The organism is Pseudonocardia oceani, assembly GCF_019263585.2.
Taxonomy (GTDB): Bacteria; Actinomycetota; Actinomycetes; order Mycobacteriales; family Pseudonocardiaceae; genus Pseudonocardia; species Pseudonocardia oceani.
This window is the reverse complement of sequence record NZ_JADQDF010000001.1, coordinates 4911503-4924080: the sequence shown is the minus strand read 5'-3', so window position 1 is coordinate 4924080 and position 12578 is coordinate 4911503. Positions and strand designations below refer to the sequence as shown.

Below are 12578 nucleotides of genomic sequence, written 5' to 3'. Positions count from 1 at the left end.
GGGGCGCACCCGCGCGCCACGGTGGTCCGTGGGGCGGGGCGGCTCAGCGGCCGTCGGCCCCCCGGAGCGCCCCACGGAGCGGGGCGTCGAGGCGGTCCGCGAGCCCGGCGCGGGAGCGGATCCCGAGCTTCGCGTAGACGTTGCGCAGGTGGAACTCGACGGTGTTGAGGCTGACGATCAGCTCCGCCGCGACCTGCGGGTTGCTCATCCCGGACGCCGCGAGGCGGGCCACGCGCAGCTCCCGCGGTGTGAGCGCGCCGGGCGCCCGGTCGGCGGCGCGGCCCGGGGTGAGCCCGCACGCGGCCAGCTCCTCGTCGCAGCGCAGCACCGCGGGGGCGGCGCCGAGCCGGGCGAGCACCGCGCGCGCCGACCCGAGGGCGTCGGCCGCGGCGCGACGGCGCCCGGACCGGCGCAGCAGCTCACCGCGGGCCAGGTCGGTGAGGGCGGTGTCGACGTCGCTGCCGGAGCGTGCGTGCTCCGCCGCCCGCCGCAGCGCCTGCTCGGCCCCCGCGACGTCACCGCGGGCGGCCTGCAACCGTCCGCGGGCCCGGCACGCCGCGGCCAGCGCGACGTGGCGGCCGAGCTCCTCGGCCCGGCGCTCGAAGGGCGCGAGCACCCGCTCCGCCTCCTCGGGGCGCCCGAGGTGCACCAGCGCGTCGGCGAGCACGCACGGCCAGTTCGACACCCCGGGCTCCCCGGCACGGCCCGAGGCCTGCGCGGCCAGCGGACCCAGCAGCTCGACGACCCGGGCGTGCGCCCCGCGGGCGTCGGCGACGTTCGCGGCGGCCACCGTGGCGCCGACGCGGTCGAGCGGCAGACCGGTGGCCCCGGCCGCCGCGACCGCCGCCGCCACGTGGGCGTCGGCGCGCTCCCGGTCGCCGCGCGCCGCGTGCGGCATCGCGGCGTAGGAGTGCAGGCGGGCCAGCATCCAGTCCTGGCCGGAGTCCTCGGCGAGCGCGACGGCCTCCTCCGCGTCGGCGACGGCCCCGTCGAAGGCGCCCGTGCGGTGCCGGGCCAGCGCGAGGTAGCCCTGGGCGTGCAGGCTCGCCACGAACATCCCGCCCGCGCGCAGCGCCGTGACCGCCGCCGCCAGCTCCGCGACCGCGCCCGCGTGGTCCTCGGTCCAGAGCAGCCGGGCGCCGCGCGCGACCGCCGTCGACAGCTGCGCGGCCGGGGCCGCCGAGCGTCCGGCGAGGGCGAGGCTGGTGACGAGCGAGACCGACTGGTCCGGGTGGACCGCCAGCGCCCGGTTGCCCCACTCGACGGACTCCGCGGCGCGGAGCTGCAGGTAGTACAGGTGGCACAGCGCGTCGCAGATCCCGGCGCGGAAGCCCGGCTCGGCGTCGGCGGCGGCGTCCCAGGCGGCGAGCAGGAGCTGCTCGGCCTCGGCCGTCCGCCCGGCGGTGAACGCCAGCAGCGCGCGCACGAAGCTCTCGTGCGCCGATCCCCCGCCCGGCACGGCCCGCACCAGCTCCGCGGCCCGGGCCGGCTCCCCCGCCAGCACGAGCAGCTCGACCGCGTCGAGCAGGCAGCGGGAGCGGTCGGCCGCGTCCGGGAACAGGCCGGCCGCCGACACCAGGGTGGCGGCGGCGCGGGACCGCTCGCCCCGCTCGACCTGCGCTGCGGCCAGGTCGCGCAGCTCCTCCGCGAGCCCGGGGTCGCTGCCGCCCGCTGCGGCCACGCGGTGGCGCAGCACGTCGTCGGGCGTGCCGACGACCTGCGCGGCCCGGGCGTGCAGCCGCATCCGGAGCCCGAGGTCCATGTCGTGGTAGACCGCCGCGCGGACCAGCGCGTGCGGGAAGCGCAGCTCGGGCCCGCCCGGGGCCGCGGACGTCGTCAGCAGCTTCGCCGTGACCGCCGGCGCCACGGCCTCCGCCCCGGCCTGCCCCGCGAGCTCGACGGCGTCGGCGAGCCGGCAGTGCTCGCCGAGCACGGCGGCGGCGGCCACCACCGCCCGCGCCCCGGGAGGGCACTGGGACAGGCGCCCCAGGACCAGCACGGAGTAGGAGACGGGCGAGGGCAGCGGCCCGTCGGACGACCGGAGGGCGGCGGGCTCGACCTCCTCGAACAGCGCCCGCGCGTGCAGCGGGACGCCGCCGGTGTGCGCGTGCAGGCGCCGGGCGGCCTGCGGCGGCAGCTCGCCCGACCCGAGCGCCCGTCCCAGCGCCACCAGCTCGTCGACGCCCAGCCCGCCCAGGCGCAGCGCCCGCCCCCGGTCGCCCGTGGCGAGCGCGCGCAGCCGGTCGGTGCGGCCGCCGTCGTGCGGGCGGACGGCGACGACGGTCAGCACCCGGTCGGACCCGAGTCGGCGCAGCGCGAACACCAGCGCCTGCAGCGACGGCACGTCCGCCCAGTGACCGTCGTCGACGGCGATCACGACCGGCCCGCCGTGCCCGCGCAGCCGGTCGAGCAGAGCGACCAGCGCCGCCCCGGCGACGGGCGGCTCGTCGGCGGGGCGGACCTCGGTGCCGGGACCGCCGCCGACCCTCTCGACGGCCCGCAGCAACTGCTCGACGATGCCGTAGGAGACCGCCTCCTCGGCCTGCTCGCCGCTCGCCCGCAGCACGGCGGCGCCCGGTTCCAGCCCGTCGAGGAACGCCTGGACCAGCGCGGTCTTGCCGGTGCCGGGCTCCCCCTCGACGACGACGACCTGCGAGCGCCCCGCGCAGGCCTGCGCGAGGTGCCCGCCCAGCACCGCCAGCTCGCGGTCGCGGCCGACGAAGACGGCCCGGTCCAGCGCGAGCGGGTCGCGGTGAACGGGCCGCTCGTCCATGCCGGTGATCATGTCACCAGCCGGAGTTGGTCCGCCACATGCCGTAGCCGTGCTGAGCCGTACGGTCTACTGGCGGATGGCCATCACCACGGCCTTCGGCTCCGTGAAGAACTCCCGGCTGAAGTTGCCGCCCTCCCGGCCCCAGCCGGAGTCGGCGAACCCGCCGAACGGCGCCCGCAGGTCCCGGACGAAGAAGCAGTTCGTCCAGATCGTGCCCGCCCGCAGCTGCGCCGAGACGCGGTGCGCGCGCGAGAGGTCCTCGGTGAACACCATGGCGTTGAGGCCGTAGGGCGAGTCGTTGGCGGCGCCGACGGCCTCGGCCTCGGTGTCGAACGGCGTCACCGTGACGACCGGCCCGAACACCTCCTCGCACATGATCGCCGAGTCGGCCGGCGCGTCGACGACGACCGTCGGCTTCACGACCCACCCCTCGCCCAGGCCCCCGGTGAGGATCTTGCCCGCACTGTTCTCGACGTAGCCGCGCACCTTCTCGTAGTGCGTCCGCGAGGCCAGCGGGCCGATCTGCGTGGCCGGGTCGCGGGGGTCGCCGATCACCAGCGCCTCCGCGGCCGCGACGAACCGCGCCAGGAACTCGTCGAGGACGGGGCGCTGCACGTAGAGCCGCGAGCCGGCGAGGCAGACCTGCCCGGCGTTGGTGAAGATCGCCTTGATCGACCAGTCGACCGCGTTGTCGAGGTCGGCGTCGGCGAACACCAGGTTGGCGCCCTTGCCGCCCAGCTCCAGGCTGACGGGGGTGAGGTTGCGCGCCGCGGCGCCGGTGATGGTCCGGCCGGTGCCGGACTCGCCGGTGAAGGTGATCCGGTCGACGCGGGGGTCCTCGGTGAGCGCGGAGCCCGCCGAGTCGGGGCCGTAGCCGTGCAGGACGTTGAGCACGCCCGGCGGGATCCCGGCCTCCAGCGCGAGCCGGGCGAGGATCGTCGCCGAGGCCGGGGTGTCCTCTGCTGGCTTGAGGACCACGGTGTTGCCCCAGGCCAGCGCGGGCGCGACCTTCCAGGACTCCAGCATCAGCGGGAAGTTCCACGGCGCCACCGCGGCGACGACGCCGGCCGGCTCGTAGCGGGTGTAGGCGTGGTGGCCGGTGTCCATCGGCAGCGCCTCGGCCATCGCCAGCCGGGCGTGGTCGGCGAAGAACCGGAAGTTCTGCGCGGTGCGCGGCACGTCCTTGCCGCGGGCGTCGGCGATCGGCTTGCCCATGTCGCGGGAGTCGGCCATCGCCAGCTCCTCGGCGTGCACGCCGACGAGGTCGGCGAGGCGGTGGATCAGCGCGCCGCGCTCGGCGAAGCCCATCCGCGGCCACGGCCCCTCGTCGAACGCGCGCCGCGCGGCGGTGACGGCCAGGTCGGCCTCCGGCGCCCCGCCCAGCGCGACCCGCGCCCACGGCTCCTGCGTCCACGGGTCGACCGAGTCGAACGTGGCGCCGTCGAGCGAGGGGCCCTCCTCGCCGTCGATGACGTGCCCGAAGGTCTCCATCAGCCCTGCTCGCCCTCTGCCGCCAGCTGCAGCGCCACGTCGATGATCATGTCCTCCTGGCCGCCGACCAGGCCGATCTCGCCGCAGCGGCGCAGGATCGCGTGCGCGGGCACCTTGTAGCGCTCGGCCGCGGCCTCGGCGTGCAGCAGGAACGAGGAGTAGACCCCGGCCCAGCCCTGCACGATCGCGTTGCGGTCCATCTTGGGCCAGCGGTCGAGGTAGGGGCGCACGACGTCCTCGGCCGCGTCGAGCAAACCCATCACGTCGACGCCGGTGGAGACGCCGAGCCGGTCGAACACCGCGGCGAGGACCTCGGTCGGGCTGTTGCCCGAGCCCGCGCCCAGCGCGCACAGCGAGCCGTCGATGTAGCGGACCCCGACCTCCTGCGCGATGACGGAGTTGGCGATGCCGAAGCTGAGGTTCTGGTGGCCGTGGTAGCCGACCCAGGCCTCGTCGCCGACCTCCGCGAGCAGCGCCTCGAACCGCGCCCGCGCCTCGTGCATGAGCAGCGCGCCCGCCGAGTCGGTGCAGTACGGGGCCTGGCAGCCGGAGTCGACCATGATCCGCGCCTGCTTCGCCAGGTCCTCCGGCGGTGTGCGGTGGGCCATCATGAGGAACCCGGCGGTCTCCATGCCGAGGTCGCGCGCGGCCCGGAAGTGCTGCGGCGACACATCGGCCTCGGTGCAGTGCGTGGCCACCCGCACCATGTCGGCGCCGGCGTCGCGGGCGCGCTTGAGGTCGTCGACGGTGCCGATGCCGGGCACCAGCAGCACCGCGATCTTGGCCTGCTTCGCCTCCTCGCGGGCCGCCGCGATGAGCGTCATCTCGTCGGTGCGGGAGAAGCCGTAGTTGAAGCTCGAGCCGCCGAGGCCGTCGCCGTGGGTCACCTCGATGACCTCGACGCCCGCGCGGTCGAGCGCGCGGACGGTGTCGCGGACCTGCGTCTCGGTGAACTGGTGCGCCATGGCGTGCGAGCCGTCGCGCAGCGTCGTGTCGACGAGGCGGACGTCGTGGCGGAGTTCGGGGCGGCTCATGCGTTCTCTCCCTGCTTCGCGCGGGCCATGAGCTCGCCGACGCGGGCCGCGGCGGCCGTCATGATGTCGAGGTTGCCGGCGTACTCCGGCAGGTAGTCGCCGTTGCCCTTGACCTCGAGGAAGACCGCGACGCGGCCGTTGCCTCCCCAGGTGGCGCGGGGGTCGTCGAACTGCGGCTCAGCACGCAGCGTGTAGCCGGGCACGTACTCCTGCACCTCGGCCACCATCTCGTGGACCGAGCGGGTGATCGCGGCGTGGTCGGCGTCGGGGCCGATCATGCAGAAGACGGTGTCGCGCATGATCATCGGCGGCTCGACGGGGTTGAGGATGATGATCGCCTTGCCGCGCTCGGCGCCGCCGACCTCGCTGACCGCGCCGGAGGTCGTGTGCGTGAACTCGTCGATGTTGGCGCGGGTGCCGGGGCCGGCCGAGCGCGACGACACCGAGGCCACGATCTCGGCGTAGGGCACGGGCGTGACGCGGGAGACCGCGTGCACCATCGGGATCGTCGCCTGGCCACCGCAGGTGATCATGGAGACGTTCGGGGCGGCGATGTGGTCGCGCAGGTTCACCGGCGGGCAGACCATCGGGCCCAGGTGCGCGGGCGTGAGGTCGACGGCCTGGATGCCGGCCTCGGCGTAGCGCGGGGCGTTGGCGACGTGGGCCGCGGCGGAGGTGGCCTCGAAGACGATCGCCGGCAGCGGGTCCTGGCGCAGCAGCCAGTCGACCCCCTCGGCGCTCGCGTCGATGCCCTGCTCGCGCGCTCGGGCGAGGCCGTCGGACTCGACGACCCCCACCACGTACCGGACGTCGAGGACGTCGCTGCGCTGCAGTTTGGCCAGCAGGTCGGTGCCGATGTTGCCCGGCCCGACGATCGCGGCGGGGACTGGTCCGGAGCTCATGACGTCGAGGGTGTCCGGCGCGGCGCCCGGAGGGAACCGTCACGTTCCGGTGGACGGAACGCCGGCCGGGCTGCGGCCCGTTGGGGACGGAACTAGCTTGGGCCCCGTCCGTTCCGGAACGAGAAGGAGCACCCGATGGCCACGCCCCCCGACCCCTACGGCTTCCTGCCCGAGGTCCCCGCGTTCACCGTCACCAGCACCGACGTCGAGGACGGGAAGACGCTTCCCGCACCGCACACCAGCGGCGCGTTCGGCGTGCCCGGCGGCGAGGACCGCTCCCCCCAGCTGAGCTGGTCGGGGTTCCCCGAGGGGACGAAGAGCTTCGCCGTCACCGTCTACGACCCCGACGCCCCCACCGCGAGCGGGTTCTGGCACTGGGCGGTGTTCAACCTGCCCGCGTCGGTGACCTCGCTGGACGCCGGTGCGGGCGCCGAGGGCGGCGCGAACCTGCCCGAGGGCGCCGTGCAGCTGCGCAACGACGGCGGTTTCGCCGGCTACATCGGCGCCGCGCCGCCCGCGGGCCACGGGCCGCACCGCTACTTCACGGTGGTGCACGCGCTCGACGTCGAGAGCCTCGAGGTCCCGGCCGACGCCAGCCCCGCGTTCCTCGGGTTCAACCTGTTCGGCCACACGCTCGCCCGGGCCACGGTCACGCCGATCTTCGAGCAGTGACGCCGGACCGACGGGTAGCGTGAACCGGGTACCGAGCACGGGCAGGTGAGGGAGGCCGCGGTTGTTCCGATGGTCCGACCGGGGCGCCCCCGATGCGGCACCGGACGACCGCGCCCTCGCCGCCCGCAACGCCGCCACGCAGGCCTTCCTGGCCCTCGACGACGAGCAGCGCGCCGCGGCCACGGCCGTGGACGCCGCCGAGGAGCTGGGGTCGGCCGACCGGGCGGCGGGGCGGCGGCTCGTCGACGCGTGGCGGCAGGTCGCCGACCTGGGCGACCACGCCACCGAGGCCTACCTCGGCGCCACCACCGACACCCCGCCCGGGCGCGGCACCGCGACCGCCGACGAGCGCGCGACCGCCGAGATCGAGCGGGCGCGCGAGGCGATCCGGCGGTTCCGGGCGTCGCACGCGCGGGTGCTCGACGAGGCGGCGCACCTGGTCACGGGCCTGCCGCGGGCCGTGCACGAGGCGCGGGTGGCGTTGGTCGAGGCGCGTGCGGCCGTCGCGGGACCCCCGGCTGCCGGCTCGTCGGGGGGCGAGCACGTTCGCTCACGGCGGGCCGAGGAGCGCCTGGCCGACGCCGAGCGCGCCGCCGCCCGCCTCGACTCGCCCGGCCTGCGGGAGCGCCGCGACGCCGTCGCCCGCACCCTGGAGCTGGCCCGCGAGGCGCTGGCGCTGGCCGCCGACGCCCCGCGCACGGCCGCGCAGGTGCGCACCGCGCTGTCGAGCGTGGCCACCCGGCGCGCCGCCGCGCAGACCCGCACCGAGCGGATCCCGCCCGCGCTGTCGTCGCTGCGCCGGGAGTTCTCCGAGAAGTGCTCCCGCGACCTCGACGACGCCGAGCCGCGTGCCCGCGCCGCCCTGTCGGCCGCCGACGCCGCGGTGGCCGACGCCGAGCGCCTGGCGGTCGCGGGCGACTGGGACGACGCCGCCGACCGCATCGCCGCCGCGCGCGCCGAGCTGGGCCGGGCCGAGGAGCGGGCCGACGCCGTCACCGACCGGCTCACCGAGCTGCGCGAGGTGCGCGCCGACCCCGCCCGCCAGGCCGCCGACACCCGCTTCGTCGTGCGCGACGCCCAGCGGCTCGTGGTCGACCGGGGCCTGGTGGCGGAGTTCGGGCCCGTCCTCGACGCCCAGTCGGTGCGGTTGCAGAACGCCGTCGACCGCCTCGACGGCGTGCACCCCGACTACTGGTTCTACCTCACGGAGCTGCGCGGCATCCGCGACCGCGTGCGCCAGGTCGTCGAGCGGGTGCGCGCCGGGGCGGGGCGCTAGAACCCCGCGAGTCGGGGTCTGGTTGCGACCGTGTCGGGGTCGCGACTCACCCGCAACGAGAGCCCGACTCGCGGGCTTTCCGGTCAGGTCGTCAGGACGAGCTTGCCGCTGGTCCGGCCCAGCTCCCCCGCGCGGTGGGCGTGCGAGGCGCGCTCCAGCGGGAACGTCTCGGCCACGATGACGCGCAGGCGCCGCTCGTCGACCAGGGCGGCGAGGTCGTCGAGGCCGTCACCGTCGGGCTCGACCATCATCCCGGTGGCGCGCAGGCCCCGCTCCCGGGCGGCGGCCAGCGCGTCGGCCGCGGCCGCCGAGGGCAGGCAGATCATCAGGCCGTCGGGGTGCAGGACGTCGAGCGAGCGCAGGGAGACGTCGCCGCCGATGAGGTCGTAGACGACGTCGACGGGCTCGACGACCTTCTCGAACGCCTCGCGCCGGTAGTCGATCGCCTCGTCGATGCCGAGGTCGTGCAGCAGGTCGTGCTTGCCCGACGACGCCGTGCCCAGCACGTACGCGCCGCGCGACTTCGCGATCTGCACCGCGAGGTGCCCGACCCCGCCCGCGGCGGCGTGCACCAGCACGCGCTGCCCCGGCTGGACCGCGGCGATGTCGACGAGGCTCTGCCACGCGGTGAGCCCGGCCAGCGGCAGCGCGGCGGCGGCGACCTCGCCCAGCCCGGCCGGGCGGTGCGCGAAGTGCCGCGAGGGCGCCGTCACGAAGTCGGCGTACGCCGCGGCCTGGCGCGGGAACCAGGGCATCCCGAAGACGGTGTCGCCGACAGCGAAGCGGGTGACGCCGGGGCCGACGGCGTCGACGGTGCCCGCGACGTCCCAGCCCACGGTGAACGGTGGTGCCCCTAGGACGGCGGCCGCACCCGACCCGGCGCGGGTCTTCCAGTCGACCGGGTTGACCCCGGCCGCCGCCACCCGCACCCGGATCTCGGTCGGCAGCGGCTCGGGCACCGGGGCGGTGCCGAGCACGAGGACCTCCGGACCCCCGAACGTGTGCTGGGTGATCGCGCGCATCGTCTCCACGGCCGGTTCCTACCAGGACGGACCGCCCGGCGCCGGTGGGATGGGCGCAATCAGCTCACTTCGGCGGTGGCTGGTCGATCACGGTCGGTCGGCTGCGCCCCGGAGGCGCCGTGCGCTCCCACGAGAGGAAGCGGTCGGTCTCCGCGAGGAACGTGCCGCCGATCCACAGGGCGACGACGGCGTCGTCACCCAGACCGAGCAGCCCGAGGAACGCCTCGGGCACGAGGTCGATCGGCGAGACGAGGTAGGCCAGCGCGAGCAGCAGCAGCACGAGCCGCCCGCGCGCCTCGGGGAACCGCCCGGACGCGGCTGCGGTGACCAGGCGGGGCAGCGCGCGGAGGCGGTCGCCGAGGCCGGGCGCGCCGGGGCGGCGGCTCGAGGAGACGGCGTTCCAGAGCGCGCGGAACGCGGCGACGCGGCGTGGTCCGAGAGTGGGCACACCGGACACAACGCTGCAGGACACCCACACGTTCCCCTGACGGCGCGCGCTCTACGCTGCGCGCATCATGAAGCGCGCACGACTGCTGCCGACCGAGGTCTTCGTCGCCGCCCTGCTGCTCCTCGCCGTGGCCGGCTGCGGCGGGTCGGTGGCCGACCGCGACCGTCCCGACCCGATGCGCGAGCGCGCCGCCCCGGCCAGCCCGTTCTGCGCCGCGGTGCAGGCCACCAACACCGCGCTCGCGCCGCTGAGCTCCACGACCTCGCAGGCCGTGCCGGCCGAGCAGCTGACCAACACCGCCGACGCCGTCCGCGCGGGCACCGCCCAGCTGCTCAACACCGCGCCCGAGGAGATCCGCGGCGACGTCGAGCGCTACGTGCGGGTCGTCGACCTGCAGCTCGACGCGCTCGTGGCCAACGGCGGCGACGGCGCGGCGCTGGCGCGCGACCCGGAGTTCACCGCGCAGGTCAACACCACCGAGAACGCCGCGGCCAACCAGCGCGTGCGCGACTACGTCGCCCGGAACTGCGTGGCGGGCGCCGCGGGCTGAGACCCTGGCCCCGTGGACGACTCCTCGGTGGCCGGTCAGATCCTCGACGTCGCCCGGCGCGGCGGCGCCGGGCCCGTGTTCGGGCTCCCCGGCGTGCACAACCTCGCGTTCTGGAACGCCGGCGCGGCGCCGGTGGTGGTCCGCCACGAGCAGGCCGCCGTGTACGCCGCCGACGGCTGGGCCCGCACGACCGGGCGCCTGGGCGCGGCCGTCGTCACCACCGGGCCGGGCGCGGCGAACGCCGTGGCCGCGTTCGGCGAGGCCGCCGCGGCGCACTCCCCCGTGCTGCTGGTGGCCTCGGAGATCCCGCAGGCCCTGCGCCGCGAAGGTCGGGTGCGCGGGGTGCTGCACGAGTCGCGCGACCAGGCCGGGCTGTTCGCCCCGCTGGCGAAGGCGGTGTTCACGCCGCGCACGCCGGCCGAGGTCGCCGACGTCGTGCGGGACGCGGTGGCCACGGCGCTGCGGCACCCGCGCGGGCCGGTGTACGTCGACGTACCGGCCGACGTGCTGGGGCAGCCCGCCGCTGCCCTGCCGCCGGCCGCCGCACCCGTCGTCGACGCCCCGACCGGGCTCGGTGAGGCCGCCGCCGTCCTCAGCGGTCGACGGGTCGTCGTGTGGGCGGGCGGTGAGGTCCTCGACGACGCCGACGCCCTCGCCGCGCTGGCCGGGCACCTCGGCGCGCCGGTCGTCACGAGCTTCCGGGGGCGCGGCGCCGTGCCGACCGGGCATCCGTCCGCGCTCGGGCTGCCGCCGCACGAGCCGGAGGCCGCCGCGCTGCTCGCGTCGGCCGACGTGCTGCTCGCCGTCGGCGGCGACCTCGACGGCATGAACACCCGCAACTGGACGATGCCGCGCCCGCCGCACCTCGTCGTCGTCGACGCCGCGGTGCCCGCCGACCCGCCGGAGTGGAGTGCCGACGCCACCGCGACCGGCCCGCTCGGCGCCGTCCTCGACGGGCTGCGCGCGCTGCTCCCGCCCACGCCGGCCTGGGCGCCGCCCGGGCTGCGCGGGACGGTGCTCGACCGGCTGCGCGCCGACCCGGCCACGGCCGACGCGCTCACGCTGCTGGACGCCGTCGACGGGGCCGTCGAGGGCGCCGGGGACGCGGTGCTGGTCTGCGACATGGCCGTGGCGGGCTACTGGGTCGGCGGCTACGCGGCGGTGCGCGCGCCACGCCGGCTCGCCTACCCCGTCGGCTGGGGCACGCTGGGCTTCGGGCTGCCCGCCGCGCTGGGCGCCGCGGTGTCCGGGATGCCGGTGCTGGCCGTGTGCGGCGACGGCGGGCTGATGATGGCGCTGGGCGAGCTCGCGACGCTGGTGCAGGAGCGGCTGCCCGTCACCGTGCTCGTCGTCGACGACGGCGGTTACGGGATGCTGCGCTACGACCAGCAGCGCGCCGGACACCCCGAGCGCGGCGTCGACCTCGTGACGCCCGACTTCACCGCGCTGGCCGCCTCCTTCGGGCTCGCCGCGACCGACGTCGGCTCGGTCGACGCGCTGGCCCCGGCCCTGGTTGCGGCCGTCGCGTCCGGGGCCCCGCACCTGGTGCGGGTGCCCGCGCGGCTGACCCCGCCGCGCACCACGTCGCCCCGCTGGAACGAGTAGCACGATCTGTGACGCAGAGCACGGTGTCGTGTGAGCTTTCACGATATATCGTGATGGCACACGAGCTACTCGATGCTATCGGAGCAGGAGGCTCGCCACGTCCAGGAGACACCCGATGAACCCGCCTTTCGACACACCCCACCCCCGCTTCGGCGCCCACCCCTTCTCCGGCGAGCGGCCCGACGGCCCCCGCTTCGGGCGGCGCCCCGGCGGCCCACGGTTCGGTCCGGGCTTCGGCCCGGGCGGCCCCCGCGGCGGCATGCGCGGCGGCCCCTTCCCCGGCGGCCCCCGCGGACGCCGCGGGCGACGCACCTCGCGCGGCGACATCCGCGCCGCCGTCCTCGCCCTGCTCGCCGCGCAGCCGCGGCACGGCTACGAGATCATCCAGGAGATCGCCGAGCGGTCCGGTGGCGCGTGGCGTCCCAGCCCCGGCTCGGTCTACCCGACCATCTCCCAGCTCGAGGACGAGGGCCTGGCCCTGGTCGAGAAGACCGACGGGCGGCGCGTCGTCTCGCTGACCGAGGCCGGCACGGCCTGGGTCGCCGAGCACCGCGCCGAGCTCGACGCGGTCTGGGAGCAGGTCGACGCCGAGGCCGACACCGAGGCCGGTGAGCTGTGGGAACAGCTCGGTCAGCTCCACGCGGCCGCCCAGCAGGTCATGGCGGCGGGGTCGCCCGAGCAGGTGACCGCGGCGACCGCGGCCCTGACCGAGGCCCGCAAGACGATCTACCGGCTGCTGGCCGAGTAGAGCCCGCCCTCCCGAGTTGCAGGAAAGCCACGTTCACGCAGCCGAGCTGCATGGACG

At 76.5% G+C, this 12578-nt stretch carries 11 protein-coding genes; 5 read left to right on the top strand and 6 right to left on the bottom strand.

What is annotated here, in order from left to right; all coding sequences use genetic code 11:
* Positions 1-43 precede the first annotated feature (43 nt).
* The 4 genes from I4I82_RS24570 to I4I82_RS24555 form a co-directional block, all read right to left on the bottom strand.
* Positions 44-2773, bottom strand: coding sequence for an ATP-binding protein (locus I4I82_RS24570; protein WP_218591263.1), 2730 nt, complete (start codon positions 2771-2773; stop codon positions 44-46).
* Positions 2774-2839: 66 nt separating this feature from the next.
* On the bottom strand, positions 2840-4264 hold the full coding sequence (locus I4I82_RS24565) for an aldehyde dehydrogenase (protein WP_218591264.1): 1425 nt from the start codon (positions 4262-4264) through the stop codon (positions 2840-2842).
* Positions 4264-5298, bottom strand: a complete 1035-nt coding sequence (gene dmpG, locus I4I82_RS24560) for a 4-hydroxy-2-oxovalerate aldolase (RefSeq protein WP_218591265.1) — start codon at positions 5296-5298, stop codon at positions 4264-4266. The genes I4I82_RS24565 and dmpG overlap by 1 nt, the downstream gene beginning before the upstream one ends.
* Positions 5295-6200 carry an acetaldehyde dehydrogenase (acetylating) gene (locus I4I82_RS24555; RefSeq protein WP_218591266.1) on the bottom strand — a complete coding sequence of 302 codons (906 nt, stop codon included), beginning with the start codon at positions 6198-6200 and terminating at the stop codon, positions 5295-5297. The genes dmpG and I4I82_RS24555 overlap by 4 nt, the downstream gene beginning before the upstream one ends.
* A gap of 135 nt (positions 6201-6335) precedes the next feature.
* Here I4I82_RS24555 and I4I82_RS24550 point away from each other — a divergent pair, with 135 nt between their 5' ends.
* The gene (locus tag I4I82_RS24550) at positions 6336-6872 is read left to right on the top strand and encodes a YbhB/YbcL family Raf kinase inhibitor-like protein (protein ID WP_218591267.1); all 537 of its coding nucleotides are present in this window, start codon (positions 6336-6338) and stop codon (positions 6870-6872) included.
* Positions 6873-6933: 61 nt separating this feature from the next.
* Positions 6934-8148, top strand: coding sequence for a hypothetical protein (locus tag I4I82_RS24545; protein ID WP_218591268.1), 1215 nt, complete (start codon positions 6934-6936; stop codon positions 8146-8148).
* 83 nt (positions 8149-8231) lie between these two features.
* On the opposite strand, the gene I4I82_RS24540 is transcribed toward I4I82_RS24545, so the two are convergent.
* Together I4I82_RS24540 and I4I82_RS24535 are read right to left on the bottom strand one after the other, a co-directional pair.
* Positions 8232-9170, bottom strand: a complete 939-nt coding sequence (locus I4I82_RS24540) for an NADP-dependent oxidoreductase (protein ID WP_218591271.1) — start codon at positions 9168-9170, stop codon at positions 8232-8234.
* A 64-nt stretch (positions 9171-9234) separates the two neighbouring features.
* Positions 9235-9618 carry a DUF1232 domain-containing protein gene (locus tag I4I82_RS24535; RefSeq protein ID WP_218591269.1) on the bottom strand — a complete coding sequence of 128 codons (384 nt, stop codon included), beginning with the start codon at positions 9616-9618 and terminating at the stop codon, positions 9235-9237.
* A gap of 67 nt (positions 9619-9685) precedes the next feature.
* On the opposite strand from I4I82_RS24535, the gene I4I82_RS24530 reads away from it, so the two are divergent.
* From I4I82_RS24530 to I4I82_RS24520, 3 genes are all read left to right on the top strand, one after another.
* The gene (locus I4I82_RS24530; protein ID WP_218591270.1) at positions 9686-10168 is read left to right on the top strand and encodes a hypothetical protein; all 483 of its coding nucleotides are present in this window, start codon (positions 9686-9688) and stop codon (positions 10166-10168) included.
* A 12-nt stretch (positions 10169-10180) separates the two neighbouring features.
* Positions 10181-11773 carry a thiamine pyrophosphate-binding protein gene (locus I4I82_RS24525; RefSeq protein WP_226370235.1) on the top strand — a complete coding sequence of 531 codons (1593 nt, stop codon included), beginning with the start codon at positions 10181-10183 and terminating at the stop codon, positions 11771-11773.
* Between the two features lie 115 nt (positions 11774-11888).
* Positions 11889-12521: a PadR family transcriptional regulator gene (locus tag I4I82_RS24520; RefSeq protein ID WP_225920671.1), complete on the top strand. Its 633-nt coding sequence runs from the start codon at positions 11889-11891 to the stop codon at positions 12519-12521.
* The last annotated feature ends 57 nt before the right edge of the window (positions 12522-12578 follow it).